The organism is Kribbella sp. NPDC051952, assembly GCF_040680855.1.
Taxonomy (GTDB): Bacteria; Actinomycetota; Actinomycetes; order Propionibacteriales; family Kribbellaceae; genus Kribbella.
This window is the reverse complement of the sequence record NZ_JBFAXQ010000005.1, coordinates 58502-76158: the sequence shown is the minus strand read 5'-3', so window position 1 is coordinate 76158 and position 17657 is coordinate 58502. Positions and strand designations below refer to the sequence as shown.

The 17657-nt window shown below is 67.4% G+C and carries 16 protein-coding genes; 13 read left to right on the top strand and 3 right to left on the bottom strand.

Annotated elements, in window-relative coordinates; genetic code table 11:
* Window positions 1-15 precede the first annotated feature (15 nt).
* Both rbfA and truB read left to right on the top strand, forming a co-directional pair.
* The gene (gene rbfA / locus AB0L70_RS11815) at window positions 16-456 is read left to right on the top strand and encodes a 30S ribosome-binding factor RbfA (protein WP_363682818.1); all 441 of its coding nucleotides are present in this window, start codon (window positions 16-18) and stop codon (window positions 454-456) included.
* 5 nt (window positions 457-461) lie between these two features.
* Complete coding sequence (gene truB, locus AB0L70_RS11810; protein ID WP_363682816.1) at window positions 462-1346, top strand: tRNA pseudouridine(55) synthase TruB; 885 nt, start codon at window positions 462-464, stop codon at window positions 1344-1346.
* Here truB and AB0L70_RS11805 read toward each other — a convergent pair.
* Window positions 1314-1895, bottom strand: coding sequence for an AAA family ATPase (locus AB0L70_RS11805; RefSeq protein WP_363682814.1), 582 nt, complete (start codon window positions 1893-1895; stop codon window positions 1314-1316). The genes truB and AB0L70_RS11805 overlap by 33 nt on opposite strands.
* Window positions 1896-1963: 68 nt before the next feature.
* Between AB0L70_RS11805 and AB0L70_RS11800 the strand changes: the two genes are divergently transcribed.
* Window positions 1964-2809 carry an LLM class flavin-dependent oxidoreductase gene (locus AB0L70_RS11800; protein ID WP_363682812.1) on the top strand — a complete coding sequence of 282 codons (846 nt, stop codon included), beginning with the start codon at window positions 1964-1966 and terminating at the stop codon, window positions 2807-2809.
* Between the two features lie 36 nt (window positions 2810-2845).
* Window positions 2846-3727, top strand: a complete 882-nt coding sequence (locus tag AB0L70_RS11795) for an NAD-dependent protein deacetylase (protein WP_363682810.1) — start codon at window positions 2846-2848, stop codon at window positions 3725-3727.
* Window positions 3728-3793: 66 nt separating this feature from the next.
* On the opposite strand, the gene AB0L70_RS11790 is transcribed toward AB0L70_RS11795, so the two are convergent.
* Complete coding sequence (locus tag AB0L70_RS11790) at window positions 3794-4798, bottom strand: SGNH/GDSL hydrolase family protein (RefSeq protein ID WP_363682808.1); 1005 nt, start codon at window positions 4796-4798, stop codon at window positions 3794-3796.
* A gap of 118 nt (window positions 4799-4916) precedes the next feature.
* On the opposite strand from AB0L70_RS11790, the gene AB0L70_RS11785 reads away from it, so the two are divergent.
* The 6 genes from AB0L70_RS11785 (at window position 4917) to AB0L70_RS11760 (ending at window position 13479) form a co-directional block, all read left to right on the top strand.
* On the top strand, window positions 4917-5879 hold the full coding sequence (locus tag AB0L70_RS11785) for a bifunctional riboflavin kinase/FAD synthetase (RefSeq protein ID WP_363682806.1): 963 nt from the start codon (window positions 4917-4919) through the stop codon (window positions 5877-5879).
* Window positions 5880-5995: 116 nt separating this feature from the next.
* Window positions 5996-6268, top strand: a complete 273-nt coding sequence (rpsO, locus tag AB0L70_RS11780) for a 30S ribosomal protein S15 (RefSeq protein WP_130379758.1) — start codon at window positions 5996-5998, stop codon at window positions 6266-6268.
* Window positions 6269-6562: 294 nt separating this feature from the next.
* Window positions 6563-8779 (top strand): polyribonucleotide nucleotidyltransferase, encoded by a 2217-nt coding sequence (locus AB0L70_RS11775; RefSeq protein ID WP_363682803.1) that lies wholly within the window; start codon window positions 6563-6565, stop codon window positions 8777-8779.
* Window positions 8776-10089 carry a pitrilysin family protein gene (locus tag AB0L70_RS11770; RefSeq protein WP_363682801.1) on the top strand — a complete coding sequence of 438 codons (1314 nt, stop codon included), beginning with the start codon at window positions 8776-8778 and terminating at the stop codon, window positions 10087-10089. Before AB0L70_RS11775 ends, AB0L70_RS11770 begins: the two co-directional genes overlap by 4 nt.
* A 71-nt stretch (window positions 10090-10160) precedes the next feature.
* Window positions 10161-11543 (top strand): FAD-binding oxidoreductase, encoded by a 1383-nt coding sequence (locus AB0L70_RS11765; protein ID WP_363682799.1) that lies wholly within the window; start codon window positions 10161-10163, stop codon window positions 11541-11543.
* 322 nt (window positions 11544-11865) lie between these two features.
* On the top strand, window positions 11866-13479 hold the full coding sequence (locus AB0L70_RS11760; RefSeq protein WP_363682797.1) for an ABC transporter substrate-binding protein: 1614 nt from the start codon (window positions 11866-11868) through the stop codon (window positions 13477-13479).
* 36 nt (window positions 13480-13515) lie between these two features.
* Here the strand turns inward: AB0L70_RS11760 and AB0L70_RS11755 are convergent, their stop codons facing one another.
* Entirely contained in the window at window positions 13516-14721 is a 1206-nt protein-coding gene (locus AB0L70_RS11755; protein ID WP_363682795.1) for a transposase, read from the bottom strand.
* 106 nt (window positions 14722-14827) lie between these two features.
* Here AB0L70_RS11755 and AB0L70_RS11750 point away from each other — a divergent pair, with 106 nt between their 5' ends.
* Genes AB0L70_RS11750 through AB0L70_RS11740 form a run of 3 tightly spaced genes read left to right on the top strand, consistent with a single transcriptional unit; the run spans window position 14828 to window position 17638 of the window.
* The gene (locus tag AB0L70_RS11750; protein ID WP_363682793.1) at window positions 14828-15742 is read left to right on the top strand and encodes an ABC transporter permease; all 915 of its coding nucleotides are present in this window, start codon (window positions 14828-14830) and stop codon (window positions 15740-15742) included.
* The gene (locus AB0L70_RS11745; protein WP_363682791.1) at window positions 15735-16640 is read left to right on the top strand and encodes an ABC transporter permease; all 906 of its coding nucleotides are present in this window, start codon (window positions 15735-15737) and stop codon (window positions 16638-16640) included. Before AB0L70_RS11750 ends, AB0L70_RS11745 begins: the two co-directional genes overlap by 8 nt.
* Window positions 16637-17638 carry an ABC transporter ATP-binding protein gene (locus AB0L70_RS11740; RefSeq protein ID WP_363682789.1) on the top strand — a complete coding sequence of 334 codons (1002 nt, stop codon included), beginning with the start codon at window positions 16637-16639 and terminating at the stop codon, window positions 17636-17638. The genes AB0L70_RS11745 and AB0L70_RS11740 overlap by 4 nt, the downstream gene beginning before the upstream one ends.
* The last annotated feature ends 19 nt before the right edge of the window (window positions 17639-17657 follow it).

Genomic DNA, 17657 nt, shown 5'->3' with positions numbered 1-17657 from the left:
AGGGAGTGAGCCCTGATGGGTGAAGCAAGGGCGAAGCAGCTGGCCGACCGGATCCAGGTGCTCGTCGCCGAGCTGCTCGAGCGCCGGGTCAAGGACCCCCGGCTGGGTTTCGTCACGGTGACGGACGCCCGGCTGACCGGCGATCTGCGCGAAGCCAGCGTCTTCTACACCGTGTACGGCGACGAGCAGGCGCGGGCATCGACCGCGGCGGCACTGGAGTCGGCGCGCGGTCTGATCCGCAGTGAGGTCGGCAAGGCCCTCGGCCTGCGGCACACCCCGAGCGTCGCGTTCTTCCTGGACGCGGTGCCGGAGACTGCCGGTCAGATCGAGGAGCTGCTGGCCAAGGCCCGCGAGGCCGACGCCGAGGTGGCCAAGTCCGCCGCGGGCGCCAAGCCGGCCGGCGACGCGGACCCGTACAAGCGCAAGGACGACGAAGAGGACGACCAGTCCGAGTGACCGGCATGGACTTCACGCCGGCGTCCGACGGCATCGTTGTCGTCGACAAGCCGGACGGGATGACGTCGCACACTGTCGTCTCCCGGATCCGTCGGTTGGCCGGGACGCGCAAGGTCGGCCATGCGGGGACACTCGACCCCATGGCCACCGGCGTCCTGGTCGTCGGCATCAACCGCGCCACCCGGCTGCTGGGTCACCTGCAGCTGGCGGACAAGTCGTACGACGCGACCATCCGGCTCGGCTCGACCACGACGACTGACGACGCCGAGGGCTCGGTTCTGGCCACGGCGTCGGTCGCGGGCGTCACGGCGGAGGCGATCGCCGCTGCGGTGGTTGGGTTCCGTGGAGACATCTCGCAGGTGCCGTCGAAGGTGTCCGCGATCAAGGTCGACGGGAAACGCGCGTACGAACGGGTTCGGGCCGGTGAAGAGGTCGAGTTGAAGGCTCGCTCTGTCACGGTGTCGCGGTACGACATCCTCGACGTACGCGTGGGTGCTGACGCGATCGACGTGGATGTGTCGGTCGACTGCTCGAGTGGGACGTACATCCGTGCGCTGGCTCGGGACCTCGGGGCTGAGCTTGGCGTCGGTGGCCACCTCACCGCGTTGCGTCGTACGCGGGTCGGGGCTTTTGATCTGTCGGCGGCACATACGTTGGAGTCGCTGGCCGAGGACTTCGCCTGGCTCCCGATCGCAGCCGTTGCCGCCGGCACCTTTCCCCGGTACGACGCCGACGCCGACCAGGCCGCCGCCATCCGCACCGGCCGTCCGCTGCCGGGCCTCAAACTCGAACCAGGCCAAACCGCCATGTTCGACCCCACCGGCACCTTCCTGGCCCTCTACGAACCCCACGGCCCCCTAGCCAAACCCACCGCCGTCTTCGTGAGCTGAGCTCACGCGGGCGCGGCTGGGTGCTTCCTGGAGGATGCGGTCGGCGGTCTGCTCTGGGGTGAGGGTCGCGGTGTCGAACCACCAGCCGACGTTGCCCAGTTCGCGTTTCATGGTGGCTTCGAGGTTGTCGTAGCCGTCGAAGTCGAAGCGTTCGCCGGGGTCTCTGATCGTGTTGCGGTATCGACAGGTGTCGATGCCGGGTGCGAGGACGATGAACAGGAGCCGGCGTGGGGCGAGGAGTTCGAGGAAGAAGTCGAGCCTCTCGCGGGAAGGGATCATCGCGTCGATCAGCGGCGTGAATCCGGCGTCGCAGAAGTTGCTCGCCAGCGCGCAGAGGTTGCGGTGGAGTAGCTCCACCTGGCGCATTGCTTCGTCGGCGGGCTCGCCTAGTGCCCAGACGAAGCCGTTGACGATCATCGCGTTGACCTCGTCGCCGCCGAGCCGGGCGGAACGCTCCAGCCGCTGGGCGACCAGCCTGGTCACGGTCGACTTGCCGGCTCCGGGCATCCCCGTCACCAGCAGACAGTCCGGTCCTCCGACGGTACTCATGACCCGACATCGTTCCAGACGGATCTGTGGGGTCCGGTTTTGTCGGTGGGAAGTTCTACCGTCGGGGGATGAGATATGGCTTCGTAATGGCGGCTGGGGATGCGCGGGACGCGGCTGAGTTGGCAGCGTTGGCTGAGGAGCATGGCTGGGACGGATTCTTCGTGTGGGAGTCCATCTGGGGGATCGACGCCTGGGTGATGCTCGGTGCCGCTGCGATGACGACCGAGCGGATTCGGCTGGGGACGATGCTGACGCCGTTGCCGCGACGGAAACCGTGGGACGTGGCCGGGCAGACGTCGACCGTGGACAACCTGAGCAACGGGCGGGTGATCCTGGCGGTCGGGCTCGGGGTGGCGGGGGACGAGCGGTTCTGGTTGTTCGAGGAGGATCCGGGGCGGAAGGTCCGGGCCGAGCTGATGGACGAGTCGCTGGAGATGCTGCCGTACCTGTGGCGCGACGAGCCGTTCGAGTTCGCCGGCCGGCACTACCGCTCCAAGAAGGTCGCGAACCTCGAACCACCCGCACCACCACCGCCGGTGCAGCAGCCGCGAATCCCGACCTGGGTGGTCGGCGCCTGGCCGCGCCCGAAGTCGATGCGCCGAGCCGCCCTCCAGGACGGCTGGCTGCCGAACTACATCGTCCCGCCCGGCAGCGAACCAGGTGACCTGACCCCAGAGCTCCTCGCCGAAGGCGTCGCCTGGATCCGAGCCGAGCGCGCCACGCACGGCTTGACGATGGACGGGTACGACGTGGTCGCCGAAGGCACCACCTCCGCCGACGACCCGAAGGCAGCCGACACCGTCCGCCCGTGGGCCGAAGCCGGCGCCACCTGGTGGATCGACGCCGATTGGTCCACCACAACCCGCGAGTCCGCAGAACGCCGCCTCAAAGCCGGCCCACCCCGGGTCGACTGACCCACACCGGCTTTCCCCGCGTTCTATCCTGGTGGGGTGCGTTCTCGTCCTACTTTGGAGTGGGCTCCTGGGCCTGAGGTTCTGGCGTTGGCGCCCGGGGCCGCCGACGTGGGGGCGGTTGCGGAGATCGTGGCCGGTGGGGGAGTCGTCGTACTGAGTGGGGCTGGGATCTCCACGGAGTCGGGCATCCCGGACTACCGGGGCGAGACGGGCAGTCTGCGGACCCACACGCCGATGACGTACGGCGACTTCGTGGCGAGTGAGTCGGGCCGGCAACGGTACTGGGCACGCAGCCACCTCGGCTGGCGGACGATCGCCCGAGCGGACCCGAACGACGGCCACCGAGCCGTCGCCGCCCTCCAAGCCCGCGGGTACCTGAGCGGCCTGATCACCCAGAACGTCGACGGCCTGCACCAAGCCGCCGGCGCCAAGAACGTGATCGAGCTCCACGGCAACCTCGACCGAGTCATCTGCCTGCAATGCGGTACGACGTCAGCCCGCGAAGCACTCGACCGTCGCCTGCGTGCGGCCAACGAGACGTTCGAGGCCGAGGTCACCCGGATCAACCCCGACGGCGACGCCGAACTCCCAGCCGAAGCGGTCAGCAGCTTCCACTTGGTCGACTGCACGACCTGCCGGACCGGCGTACTCAAACCAGACGTGGTCTTCTTCGGTGAGAACGTCCCGAAGTCCAGGGTCGAGCGCTGCTACGACCTGATCGACGACGCGAACGCCGTCCTCGTCCTCGGCTCGTCCCTCACGGTGATGTCCGGCTTCCGCTTCGTCCGCCACGCCGCCAAGTCCGGTACGCCGGTCCTGATCATCAACCAGGGCCTGACCCGCGGCGACCCGTACGCCACCCACCGGGTCAACCTCCCACTGGGCCAGGCCCTCACGGACCTGACGGACCGGCTCTGAATACCGCCGGGCCGGGCCACGCGTGAGGTGGCTCGGCCCGGGGTCCGCCGTACGGATTGGAAAGGGTCAGCGTTGCGCGCTGGTCCGTAGGCGGTCTAGGGAGGCCTTCACGGCCTTGGGGGAGGCGGCGGCCTGCGTCGCCAACGTACGGGCGTGTGCCGCCCAGGTGGACTGTTCGGCCGCGGTCACCACAGCGGGCGCACCGGTCAGCTTCTTGTAGGTCAGCGATGCGACGCCGGCCTGGCCTTCGTAGCGTGGGTGGTAGTTGAGGGCGCGGAGCAGGTTGATGTCCTTGCCCTGGATCCAGGCCTGCCCGTCCGGTGCGCAGGCGTCGTGACCGGTCGACGGTCCGAAGGTGTCGACGTACGTCGCTCCGGTTGCGGCAGCGGCTGTGGACACGGCCGAGTTCAATGCCTGCTCGATCGAGTACAGGTAGCCGTAGTCGCCGTCCGCGAATGGGAGGATGGACGGACAGGTGCCGTGTTCCGGGGCGATCTTCGGGTACCCGATCAGCAGGATCGTGGCCTTGGGCGACCGTGCTTTGATGCCTTGGACAACAATCGAGATCCGGGTCTGCGTCTCGGCGATCTTCGCCTTCAATGTGTCCACACCGTCGACCGTGAAGTGCGCCTTGCACGGCGCCCCGCTCGGATCCGAGGCCCGCAGCCCCGGACAGGTGCCGACGATGTCCCCGAACACCCCGAAGTCGTTCCCGCCGATCCCGAGCGTGACCAGGTCCGTGTCCGGCGTCAGCGCGTCGAACTGCGGCGCGGCCGTCCCGATCGGCGTGCTCTGCGGCTGCGTCATGTTCGTGGTGTCTGCGCCACCACAGCTCGCGTCGGTGAAGCTGTGCACCCGGAGAGCGATCGCGAGCATCTTCGGATAGTTGCTGTACGAGCGCACGCACCCGAGCGAGAGCAGATCCGGCAAGGGCACCAGCGGCGCCGACGTATAGGAGTCCCCGAGCGCGACGTAGTGCCTGAAGGTAGGTGCCGCCGACGCATTGGCCACCGGCAAAGTGCCGACCAGAACCAGCGATGCGCAGGCTGCGACCAGGCGTCGAAGCTTCACAGGACCTCCCCAGGCTTGGCTGTGCCGGGCCCACCCTAAGTTGAGTTACCGCCCGATCACAAGGGGTGATCGTGGACCTGCCGCGCGAATTCGAAACGCGGCATGGAATCCTGCTGTCATGCGTGTCTGGCACGGTTTGGACCAGGTGAGCCCGGAATTCGGGCCGACGGTCGTCACCATCGGCAACTTCGACGGCGTACACCGAGGGCATCAGGAGGTGCTCGCGCACGCCAAGACGCTGGCGTCCGAGCTCGGTGGGCTCCCGGTCGTCGCGCTCACGTTCGACCCGCACCCGGTGATGGTGCTGCGGCCGGACCGGGCGCCGGCGATGCTCAGCCGCGCCGAGGAGCGCGCCGAGCTGCTGACCCGGTACAGCGCCGACGCCGTACTGATCCTCCCGTTCACCAAAGAGGTCGCCGGCTGGCCGCCGGAGGAGTTCATCGACCGCGTGCTGGTCCGGGCGTTGCACGCGAAGGCGGTCGTGGTCGGCGAGAACTTCCGCTTCGGCCATCGGGCCGCCGGGCACGTGGACACGCTCATCGCAGCCGGTGCCGAGGCGGGCTTCCAGGTCGAGGGCCTGAGCCTGGCGGGCGGCGAGCAGCCGTGGTCGTCGACGTACATCCGGGAGCGGATCGCCGAGGGCGACGTCGAGGCCGCCGCCGAGGCGCTCGGACGGCCGCTGCGGGTCACCGGCGTGGTCGTGGAGGGGGACAAGCGGGGCCGTGAGCTCGGCTACCCGACCGCGAACATCCCCGCCGACCCGGCCGCCGCGATCCCGGTCGACGGCGTGTACGCAGGCTGGCTGACTGTCCTCGAGCCCGCCCCCGGAGCTCCGGCGTACGACGAACCCCTGCCGGCGGCGATCAGCGTCGGCAGCAACCCCACCTTCGACGGCGTGGACCGGCGGGTGGAGTCGTACGTACTGGATCGCGACGACCTGGAGCTGTACGGCGCGAAGATCGCGGTGGATTTCGTCTCCCGGCTGCGCGGAACCCAGATCCGCTTCGAGACGATCGACGAGCTGCTCGTGCAGATGAAAGCCGATGTCGACGGAGCGCGACGTATCCTTACGGGGAATTAGGGTGACGCGTCCACGGACTGATACCCTGGCTGCTGCCGTCTGAACGGCCGCGGACTGAGAGTGCTCGGGTGAAGAATGCCCCGGTGCGCCGCGCAACGGAAATCGAGAGGAACTCCGTGTCATCTGTTGATGCCGCCACGAAGAAGAAGATCATGGGTGAGTACGCCCTGACCGAGGGTGACACCGGGTCTCCCGAGGTCCAGGTTGCGCTGCTGACGCACCGCATCGCGCACCTGACCGAGCACCTCAAGGAGCACAAGCACGACCACCACAGCCGTCGTGGCCTGCTGCTGCTCGTCGGCCAGCGCCGCCGGCTGCTGAACTACCTGGCGAAGAAGGACATCAACCGCTACCGGTCCCTGATCGAGCGGCTCGGCCTCCGCCGATGACGTCGTGAGGAGCGGCCCCCGAGCTCGGGTGGCCGCTCCTCGCGTATCCACGCCCTGTGCACGTTCAAGGGCGTGGGTCACAACTGAATAGAAAGCACGCAAGACGTACGAGGCGACGCGAAGCGCGTGGCGGGAGGACGACCGGTCCTCGGTAGTGGCTTTCGGGTACTGACCAGATTCTTTGGCACGACACCCGCGGGCCTCGATCGAAGACCGGCACCCCGCAAGCTCGCGCCTCGCAGTCGTCACACTGTGAGAGAGGGGTATCCCGTGTCGGGATCCACAAACGCGCCCATGGAGGGCGCAGAGTTCGCTGAAGCCGTCCTCGACAACGGCAGCTTCGGCACCCGCACCATCCGCTTCGAGACGGGCCGTCTGGCCCAGCAGGCCGCGGGATCCGCCGCCGCCTACCTCGACGGCGACACGATGGTGCTTTCGGCCACCACGGCCAGCAAGAAGCCCAAGGACCAGTTCGACTTCTTCCCGTTGACGGTGGACGTCGAGGAGCGGATGTACGCCGCCGGTCGCATCCCGGGCTCGTTCTTCCGCCGGGAGGGTCGTCCTTCCGAGGAGGCCATCCTGACCTGCCGGCTGATCGACCGCCCGCTGCGGCCGTCGTTCGTGTCCGGCCTGCGGAACGAGATCCAGGTCGTCATCACGGTCCTGGCGCTCAACCCCGACAAGCTGTACGACGTCCTCGCGATCAACGCCGCGTCGATGTCGACCCAGCTGGCCGGCCTGCCGTTCTCCGGCCCGATCGGCGGCGTCCGCGTCGCGCTGATCAACGGCCAGTGGGTGGCGTTCCCGACCCACACCGAGCTCGAGGACGCCGTCTTCGACATGGTCGTGGCCGGTCGCGTGACCGAGACCGGTGACGTCGCGATCATGATGGTCGAGGCCGAGTCGACCCCGACCACCTTCGACAAGGTCGCGGCCGGTGTCCAGGCGCCGACCGAGGAGATCGTCGCCGAGGGCCTCGAGGCCTCCAAGTCGTTCATCAAGACCCTGGTCGAGGCGCAGGCCGACCTGGCCGCGCGGGCCGCGAAGCCGACCGGTGAGTTCCCGGTCTTCCCGGACTACCAGGACGACGCGTTCGCCGCGGTCGAGGCTTCCGCGACCGAGGAGCTCGCCCAGGCGCTGACCATCGCCGGCAAGCACGAGCGTGACGACGCCACCGACGCGGTCAAGGCCGCCACGGTGGAGAAGCTGGCTGCCGACTTCGAGGGCCGCGAGAAGGAGCTGTCCGCAGCCTTCCGCTCGCTGACCAAGAAGCTGGTCCGGCAGCGCGTGCTGACGGAGAAGATCCGCATGGACGGCCGCGGGCTGGCCGACATCCGGCCGCTCAAGGCCCAGGTGCGGGTGCTCCCGCGGGTGCACGGTTCGGCGCTGTTCGAGCGCGGCGAGACCCAGATCATGGGTGTCACCACGCTGAACATGCTCCGGATGGAGCAGCAGCTGGACACGCTCTCCCCGGAGACGCGCAAGCGGTACATGCACAACTACAACTTCCCGCCGTACTCGACCGGTGAGACCGGCCGGGTCGGTTCGCCGAAGCGTCGCGAGATCGGTCACGGCGCGCTGGCCGAGCGGGCCCTGGTGCCGGTGCTGCCGTCGCGCGAGGACTTCCCGTACGCGCTGCGTCAGGTCTCCGAGGCGCTCGGCTCGAACGGGTCCACCTCGATGGGCTCGGTCTGCGCCTCCACCCTGTCGCTGCTGTCCGCCGGTGTGCCGCTGAAGGCCCCGGTCGCCGGTATCGCGATGGGTCTGATCTCCGGTGAGGTCGACGGCAAGGAGGAGTTCGTCGCGCTGACCGACATCCTCGGCGCCGAGGACGCGTTCGGCGACATGGACTTCAAGGTCGCCGGTACGAAGGACTTCGTCACCGCCCTGCAGCTGGACACCAAGCTGGACGGCATCCCGGCCAGCGTGCTGGCCGGTGCGCTGACGCAGGCCAAGGACGCGCGGCTGACGATCCTGGACGTGATGGCCAAGGCCATCGACGCGCCGGGTGAGATGAGCGAGTTCGCACCGCGGGTCATCTCGGTGAAGGTCCCCGTCGACAAGATCGGCGAGGTCATCGGCCCGAAGGGCAAGATGATCAACCAGATCACCGAGGACACCGGCGCCGACATCTCGATCGAGGACGACGGCACCGTCTACATCGGCGCGACCGACGGTCCGTCGGCCGAGGCGGCGCGGGCAGCGATCAACGCGATCGCGAACCCGACCATGCCGGAGAAGGGCGAGCGCTACCTGGGTACGGTCGTGAAGACGACCAACTTCGGTGCGTTCATCAGCCTGCTGCCGGGCAAGGACGGCCTGCTGCACATCAGCAAGCTGCGTCCGCTGGCCGGTGGCAAGCGGGTCGAGGCGGTCGAGGACGTGCTCTCGGTCGGCCAGAAGCTCCAGGTCGAGATCGCCGAGATCGACGACCGCGGCAAGCTGTCGCTGATCCCGGTCATCGAGGGCGACGAGAAGTCTGAAGAGAAGGCTGCCGAGTCCGCAGAGTGATTCGAGCAACCACCAGCACACTGCTGAGCCCGGAGGCGGGTGGTCCGGTCAAACGGACCATCCTGCCCTCCGGGCTCCGTGTGCTGTCCCAGTCCGTCCCGGGCTTCCGGTCGGTGACCTTCGGCGTCTGGGTCGGCGTCGGTTCCCGGGACGAGCCGGAGCAGCTGGCCGGCGCCACACACTTCCTCGAACACCTGTTGTTCAAGGGCACCGAGCGCCGCGACGCGCTCGAGATCTCCGCCGCGATCGACGCGGTCGGCGGCGAGATGAACGCCTTCACCGGCAAGGAGTACACGTGCTACTACGCGCGGGTGCTGGACTCCGACCTTCCGCTCGCGGTCGACGTCATCTGCGATATGATCACCTCCGCCACGCTGACCGGCGTGGACGTCGAGAGTGAGCGCGACGTGATCGACGAAGAGATCGCGATGCACGCCGACGAGACGTCGGACCACATCCACGATCTGTTCGCCGAGCAACTCTGGGGCAAGTCCCCGCTCGGCCGCTCGATCACCGGTTCACCCGAGTCCGTGGCCGGGCTGACCCGCCAGCAGGTCGTCGGCTGGTACCGGCGCCGCTACAAGCCCTCCAACATCGTCGTCTCGGTCGCCGGCAACGTCGAGCACTCCGACGTCGTTCGCCTGGTCCGCAAGGCGTTCGAGCGCCACTGGGTGACCGCCGAGGCCGAGCCGGCTCCGGTACGGCGCGCCTCCGCCCGGCGGGTTCCGACGTACGGCGGCGTGCAGGTCCATCACCGTGACGTCGAGCAGGCGCACCTGGTGATGGGGATGCCGGGCCTGGTCCGCAACGACGAGCGCCGGTACGTGGCCGGCGTACTGCACGGGATCGTCGGCGGCGGGATGTCGTCGCGGCTGTTCCAGGAGGTCCGGGAGAAGCGCGGTCTGGCGTACTCGGTCTTCACCTTCGGTTCGGCGTACGCCGACGCCGGCATGGTCGGTGTGTACGCCGGTTGCCTGCCGAAGAAGGCCACCGAGGTCCTCGACGTCGTCCGTGGCGAACTCAAGTCGATTGCCAACGGCAACATCACCCCCGACGAACTCCTGCGGGGCAAGGGCCAGATGCGCGGCTCGGTCGTGATGGGCCTGGAAGACACCGGCGCCAAGATGACCCGGATCGCCAAGGCCGAACTCGTCTACGGCGAACTCCCCACCGTCGACGACATCCTGCACCGCATCGACTCCGTCACTCTCGACGACGTCACCCAGCTCGCCGCCGAGCTCTACGCCGGCACCCCCGCCCTCACCGTCATGGGCCCCTTCGACGAAGACACCACCGCCTTCGACCTCTGAGCACCTCGACACCCCGGACCGTCAGGAGGAAACTGACGGAGAAGGCCTGGGGGAGAGGCTTGGGGGCAGGCATGAGCACGACAACTCCGGAAATTCAGGCACTGGACGACGACTTCCGCGGCGAGCTGGTCCATCCGGGCGAACCGGCGTACGACGACCTGCGGAAGGTCTGGAACGGGTCGATCGACCGTCGGCCCGGACTGATCGCGCGATGTACCGGGGTGGCCGACATCCGGTCGGCGCTCGCGTACGCCCGTCGTACCGGTGGGCCGGTCGCGATCCGCGGTGGCGGCCACAGTTTCCCCGGTCACTCGACCTGTGACGGTGGCATCCTGCTGGATCTGGCGCTCTTGAAGGGCATCCGGGTCGATCCGGTCCGGCGTACCGCTCGGGCGCAGGCGGGTGTGCTGCTGGGAGAGCTCGATCGGGAGACGCAGGCGTTCGGACTGGCCACGCCGTCCGGCATCGTCACCCATACCGGTCTGGCCGGGCTGACGCTGGGCGGCGGTATCGGCTGGTTGATGCGCAAGTACGGGCTGAGCATCGACAACCTGCTCTCGGTCGATGTGGTCACCGCCGAGGGCGAGCTGGTGACCGCGAGCGAGGACGTCAACCCCGACCTGTTCTGGGGGATCCGCGGCGGCGGTGGGAACTTCGGGATCGTCACCGAGTTCGAGTTCCGGCTGCACCCGGTCGGGCCGATCGTGTACGGCGGTCTGCTCGCGTGGCCGATGGACCGGTCGCCGGAGCTGCTGCGCTTCTACCGGGACTGGATCACCGACGTACCCGACGAACTGACCACCGCGATCATCCACCGCTGGCTCCCGGCCGTACCGACCATCCCGGCCGAGCTGCACGGTCGGCCGGTGGTCGCGATGGTCGTGAACTACTGCGGTTCGATCGAGGACGGTGAGCGGGTGGTCGCGCCGCTGAAGGCGTTCGCGCCGCCGCTGCTGGACCTGTGTACGGCGCGACCGTTCCTCTCCCTGCAGTCGATGCTCGACCCGAGCTTCCCGCGCGGCCGGTGGTACTACATGCGCGCGTGTGACGTCGGCGAGCTGACCGACGAGGTGATCGACATCGCCGTCGAGCGTGGTCTCGCGATCGATTCGCCGTACACGTCGTACCCGATCTTCCAGCTCGGCGGCGCGATCTCCCGGGTGCCTGCGGACAGTACGGCGTTCGGCGGCCGGACCAGTGGACACACCTTCAACTTCGTCGGCGCGACTCCCGGTCCGGAAGGATTCGACGCACAACAGGACTGGGTCCGTGAGTCCTCACGGGCGATGGAGCCACACCAGTCCGGCGTCTACGTCAACTTCCTCACCGACGAAGGCCCCGCCCGCATCCGCTCCGCCTACGGCCCGTCAACCTACAACCGCCTCCAGTCCCTCAAACAAAAATACGACCCCACCAACCTCTTCCACCTGAACCAAAACATCCCGCCGAACTAACCGCGGGCTCCGCGCGCTTCAGGTCGCTGGCTGTCAGTGATCAGTCGTTTACACGGCCGAGTGCCCATGTGCGCATTTGTGCGCACATGGGAATTGGGTGGGATCTGGGGTGAGGTCTGATGACTTGGGGGCACTGTTGTGATTAAGGTGGGCGGATCCTTCGGGATGGTGGCCTGGTCGTCTGAGGTCTTGGAAAAGTAACGCTCACGTTACGCGCCGCCGCTTTGCGCCTGACAACGTTGACATGCGCAGTTTCGACCAGCCACCATGACGCTTGATCCGCCCGCCTAGCGGCCCTCCCGCCGAGGAAGTTGGTTTGACCGTGCGACGTCTGACTGGGGTAGTGGGGGCGGCACTCGGCCTAGCGCTGGTGCTCGCCTCCTGTGGAGACGGAAAGTCCAGTGGCGGCTCCGGTGGCGACGGTGGTGCGAAGAGCGAGATCATCGCGATCGCCGCCGACCCGCTGGAGTACATCAACCCGCTGAACGAGAACGGCAGTCCGGGGATCCAGATCGCGATGGCGATGTTCGCCCCGCTGGTGACCACCGACCCGAACTCGGGCAAGACCGTCAACGTGCTGGCCGACTCGGTCACACCGGACAAGACCAGCCAGACCTGGACGATCAAGCTCAAACCGGGCAACACGTTCCAGAACGGCCAGCCGCTGACCGCGAAGGACTACGTGGACAGCTGGAACATGACCGCCGAGGGCTCGAACGCCTGGAAGAACAACGGCTTCTTCTCCAAGGTCGAGGGGTACGACGCGCTGAACCCGCCGACCCCGGACGGCGCCACGCCGAAGCCGACCTCGGTGAAGACGATGAGCGGCCTGAAGCTGATCGACAACCTGACCTTCTCGGTCAAGCTCAAAGTGCCGTTCTCGCAGTTCGGCCTGACCCTGCAGTACCTCGGCCTGGCCCCGCTGCCGGAAGAGGTGCGGAAGAACCCGGACGCGTACAAGCGCAAGCCGATCGGCAACGGCCCGTACAAGCTGGCTGCCGACTGGAACGCCGGTGACGACATCAAGCTGGCGAAGTGGGACGGCTACAAGGGCCCGAACGCGCCCGAGGCGGACTCGATCACCTACCGGTTCATCCCGAACGCGGACACGGCGTACAACGAGTTCCTGGCCGGCAACGTCGACTTCACCGACGTGCCGTCGACCAAGGTGCAGAGCTTCAAGAACGACGCCCCCGATCAGTGGGTGACCAGCGTCAGCTCCGGCGCGAACTACCTGGTGTTCCCGGCCTGGGACACCCGGTACAAGAACCCGAAGCTGCGGCACGCGTTCTCGCTGGCGATCGACCGCAAGGCGTTCGCCGACCTGGTCGGGCTGTCGGAGCCGGCCAAGGGCCTGATCGCGCCGGATATCAACGGCTACCGCGACAACGCCTGCAAATACTGCGACTTCGACGCGGCCAAGGCCAAGCAGCTGCTGCAGGAGGCCGGCGGATTCTCCGGTCCGGTCAACATCAGCTACAGCACCACGTCGGCGACCGGGCAGATCTTCGCCGAGGCGATCGGCAACATGCTGCGGCAGAACCTCGGCCTGACCGTCAAGTACACCGGCAAGCAGGGCTCGGAGATCACCGAACTGGCCGACAGCCGCAAGCTGGACGGCCTGCGGTTCGGCGGCTGGGGTCACGACTACCCGTCGATCGAGGACTACCTGACCCCGATGTTCAAGTCCAACGGTGACGCGAACTTCGCCGGCTACAGCAACCCCGCGCTGGACGCCGTACTGGCCAAGGGTGACGCCGAGCCGGACCAGGACAAGGCGATCAAGCTCTACCAGCAGGCCGAGGACATCGCGCTCGAGGACCTGCCGCTGATCCCGCTGTACACCAAGTCGAACGCGTACCTGCACTCGGCGAAGATCGAGCCGCGGGTTTCGAAGTACGTCGGGGTGTCGGCCCTCTACGCCACGTTCAATTGACGTCCTCCCCGCCGTGATGAACAGGGATTCCAACTACTACGTGGAGGTAGACAGTTGAGGTTCACGCTTCGGCGGGACCCGAATTGGCGTCTCTCGGCGTGCGCTGACGGCCCGTCCGGCCGCGATGTTGACTGCCGCGTTCACGTCCGCATGCGCCTGATGTCTGCAGGCTACGCACCGGAACACCGCTTGGCTCTTGCGGTTTTCCGGTGCGCAATGCCCGCAGACGCTGCAGGTCTGCGAGGTGTACGCGGGGTTGACCTTCTCGACTCGTGCGGGAGCCTTGTCTGCCAGGCGACGTACCAAGGCGCCCCAACCGTTGGCCAGGATGCGTCGGCTGAGTCCGGCTTTAGCACGGCGACGGTTGGGGAGGTAGCTACCTGGCTTTTCGCCGTCGGGTTTGGGTTTGGGCCGCTTGGTCATCTGCGCGATGCGCAGATCCTCGACGCGGATGACGTCGAACCGGCGGGCAAGGTCGGTGCTGGTCTTCTCCACCCAGTCCATGCGGCGGTCGCGAGCCCGGGCGTACAGCTTGGCGATCGCCGTCTTCACTCGCCGACGACGCTTGGAGTCGCGACGGCATCGAGACAGACGGCGCTGCAGGCTGGTGAGTCGATCCTCCTCACGGCTCGTCAGCTTGGGACACGTCAGCAGTTCGCCGTTGGACAGCGCCGCAGACACCGTCACCCCGCGGTCCAGGCCGATGATCTGACCAGTGCCCGGTGCCGGAAGCGGTGGTGGGATGGCGGCGAACGCTATGTGCCAGCGGCCAGCGCGGTCAAGCGTCACCCGATACGACCTGGCGTTGGGAACGGCACGCGAGAGCCGGACGCGGACCCAGCCGACCTTCGGTACGTTGACCGCTGCCCACTTGCGGCTCAGGTTCACGATCCGGCGGGCTTGGCGGCCAACGATCCGGAAACCTTCGTGCAGGGCCGCCTTGCGCCACTTCGGTCGCTTGCGAGTCCCGGTATAGAAATTCTTCACCGCCCGGTCGAAGTCACGCAACGCCTGCTGTTGCACGGTCTGCGATCCGGACCGCAGCCAACTGAACGAGATTCGCGCTTCGGTCAATTGGCGACATTGTTCGGTGTACCCCGGCGTAGCACCTTTGTCGCGGGTCCACATCGCCCACTGCTCCAGGGCCAGGTTCCATACATACCTGGCATGCCTGCACTGCTCCAGCAGTGCTGGCTGTTGCGCTGCAGTCGGATACATCCGGAACCTGGACACGGAATGCATCTAATCAATCGGGTCCGACAATTTCTGATGACCGAGGGGAGGGAGTCGCGGAATCCCTCGGTACTGAACCACTGGGAGCCCCGCGACAACTAACGTGATCCGGTTCATGCTCCGTCGGATCGTGGCGGCCGTCCCGATCGGCCTGATCGTCACGCTGGGGGTCTTCGCGCTCGTGTTCGCGATGCCCGGAGACCCCCTGCGGGAACTGGCCGGTGACAAGCCGATCCCGGCCGCCGTGCTGGCGGCCAAGCGGGCCCAGTTCCACCTCGACGATCCGTTCATCGTCCAGTACCTGCTGAGCATGAAGGACATCCTCACCGGCCACTTCGGTACGACGTTCGCCGGTGCGGACATCGCCGACCAGCTCCGGCTGCGGATCCCGGTCACACTGAAGCTGACCCTGCTGGCGAACGCGTTCCAGTGGACCCTGGGCCTGTTCTTCGGCATCTACGCCGGCTTCAAGCGCAACGGCCTGATCGACAGGTCGTTGCTGCTGGCAACGCTCGTACTGCTCGCGGTGCCCGGGCTGGTGGCGTACTTCGCCGCGCAGTACCTGTTCGGCGTCGAGCTGAAGTGGTTCCCGGTCTCCGGGGTGCTCGAAGGGTTCCCGCGGGCGTACCTGCTGCCGGCGCTGGTGATCGGCGTCCTCGGGTTCGCCGGCCTGGCCCGGCTGATGCGGACATCGATCGTGGAGACGGTGAACGCCGACTTCGTGAAGACCGCACGGGCCAAGGGGCTGGGCGAGCAGCGGGTGCTGTGGAAGCACATCCTGCCGAACGCGCTGCTCCCGATCGTGACGTTCATCGGGATCGACCTGGCCGGGATGTTCGGCGGCGCGATCATCACCGAGAGCATCTTCAACCTGCCCGGGCTCGGCCAGTTCATGTTCCAGGCGATCAAGCTGAAGGAGGGTGGCGTCGTGGTGCTGCTGTCGACGCTGGCGTTCATCTCGTTCATCCTGATCAACCTCCTGGTCGACCTCTTGTACGGCGTTCTGGATCCGAGGGTTCGCAATGTCTGACATCCAATCGATCTCGAGCACGGTCGGTGCGGAGGCGCAGGAGCTCGGCGACGGCCGCACCCTGTCGAACCGGGAGCTGCTGCGCGCGTTGCTGCGTAAGCCGCAGTTCCTGGTCTGCAGCCTGCTCCTCCTGCTGTTCTTCCTGATGGCCGCGGTGCCGAGGCTGTTCACGTCGACCGATCCGCGGTTCTGCGAGCTGGGCAAGAGCCGGCAGGGCCACGGACCGGGGCATCCGTTCGGCTTCGACATCCAGGGCTGCGACTACTTCGCCAACGTGATCTACGGCGCCCGGCCGTCGGTGCTGGTGAGCATCTGCGCGAGTTTCGGCGTCTTCCTGCTGGCCGGGACGTTCGGCCTGCTGGCCGGTTACTTTCCGGGCTTCGTCGACGGGCTGATCTCACGGACCGCCGACGTGCTGTTCTCGGTGCCGGGCATCGTCGTACTGATCGTGATCCTGAACTCGGTGCCGAACCGCAGCATCTGGATCATCGTCGGCGTCATCCTGCTGATCGGCTGGCCGGGCGGGATGCGGCTGATGCGGGCCACGGTGTTCTCGGTCCGCAACCGCGAGTACGTGCTGGCCGCCCGGTCGATCGGTGTGCCGCCGCTGCGGATCCTGCGCAAACACGTGTTCCCGAACGCGATGGCGCCGCTGCTGGCGATGACCACGCTGGGCATCGGTAGCATGGTCGGCCTCGAGGCCGCGCTGACGTTCCTCGGGGTCGGGCTGCAGCCGCCGTCGATCTCCTGGGGTTCGCAGTTCGGTGTCGCGGCGTCGTACCGGGACACCCCGCACCTGTTCATCTGGCCGGCGCTGTTCATCTCGACGATGACGATCTCGTTCATGATCATCGGCGACTCGATCCGCGACGCCCTCGACCCGAAGTTGATGCGATGAGTAGCGGTGAAGTACTGCTCAAGGTCGACGACCTGACCGTCGAGTTCGACACGCCTCGGGGCGCGGTGCGAGCCGTCGACGGGGTGTCCTGGCAGGTGCGGGCCGGGGAGACGCTGGCGATCCTGGGGGAGTCGGGGTCGGGCAAGAGCGTGTCGACCCAGGCGCTGACCGGGATCCTGGAGATGCCGCCGGGCCGGATCGTCTCCGGTACGGCGGAGTACCGCGGCGCGGACCTGATCTCGATGACGACCAAGGAACGGCGCAAGATCGTCGGCGACCGGATCACGATGGTGTTCCAGGACTCGCTGTCGGCGCTGAACCCGGTCCAGTCGGTCGGCACCCAGATCGCCGAGTGCTACCGGGTCCACCGCGGCCTGTCCAAGAAGGACGCCATGAAGCGGGCCGCGGAGATGCTCGACCAGGTCCGGATCCCGGCCGCGGCGAAGCGGGTGGGCGACTACCCGCACGAGTTCTCCGGTGGCATGCGGCAACGGGTAATGCTGGCGATGGCACTCGCGCTCGACCCTGACGTACTGATCGCGGACGAACCGACCACGGCCCTCGACGTGACCGTGCAGGCGCAGATCCTCGAGCTGATCGCGGAACTGCAGGCCGATCGGGACATGGGCGTCGTACTGATCACGCACGACCTCGGGGTGGTGTCGGACGTCGCGGACAACGTGGTGGTGATGTACGCCGGTCATGTGGTCGAGCGGGCCTCGACCGCGGCGGCGCTCGAGCATCCCGTTCACCCTTATACCGAAGGGCTGCTGGGCTCGATGCCGTCGGCCGACCTGAAGGGTCAGGAGCTGCCGACGATCCCCGGTACGCCGCCGTCCTTGCGCTCGATCCCGTCCGGATGTGCATTCCGGCCGCGGTGCCCGATCGCGATCGACGAGTGCGCCAACGAGGTGCCGCCGTTGCTCACCGTCGCGCCAGGACGTGATGCCGCGTGCATCCGGCGTACGTCTGCCACCGCGGAGCGGAGAATCGGATGACTGTGGCGAAGGAGGCGGT

Coding starts and splice junctions, on each gene's coding strand:
- rbfA (WP_363682818.1), top strand. CDS start 16: ATGGGTGAAGCAAGGGCGAAGCAGCTGGCCGACCGGATCCAGGTGCTC.
- truB (WP_363682816.1), top strand. CDS start 462: ATGGACTTCACGCCGGCGTCCGACGGCATCGTTGTCGTCGACAAGCCG.
- AB0L70_RS11805 (WP_363682814.1), bottom strand. CDS start 1,895: ATGAGTACCGTCGGAGGACCGGACTGTCTGCTGGTGACGGGGATGCCC.
- AB0L70_RS11800 (WP_363682812.1), top strand. CDS start 1,964: ATGAGATATGGCTTCGTAATGGCGGCTGGGGATGCGCGGGACGCGGCT.
- AB0L70_RS11785 (WP_363682806.1), top strand. CDS start 4,917: ATGCGTGTCTGGCACGGTTTGGACCAGGTGAGCCCGGAATTCGGGCCG.
- AB0L70_RS11775 (WP_363682803.1), top strand. CDS start 6,563: ATGGAGGGCGCAGAGTTCGCTGAAGCCGTCCTCGACAACGGCAGCTTC.
- AB0L70_RS11765 (WP_363682799.1), top strand. CDS start 10,161: ATGAGCACGACAACTCCGGAAATTCAGGCACTGGACGACGACTTCCGC.
- AB0L70_RS11755 (WP_363682795.1), bottom strand. CDS start 14,721: ATGCATTCCGTGTCCAGGTTCCGGATGTATCCGACTGCAGCGCAACAG.
- AB0L70_RS11750 (WP_363682793.1), top strand. CDS start 14,828: ATGCTCCGTCGGATCGTGGCGGCCGTCCCGATCGGCCTGATCGTCACG.
- AB0L70_RS11745 (WP_363682791.1), top strand. CDS start 15,735: ATGTCTGACATCCAATCGATCTCGAGCACGGTCGGTGCGGAGGCGCAG.
- AB0L70_RS11740 (WP_363682789.1), top strand. CDS start 16,637: ATGAGTAGCGGTGAAGTACTGCTCAAGGTCGACGACCTGACCGTCGAG.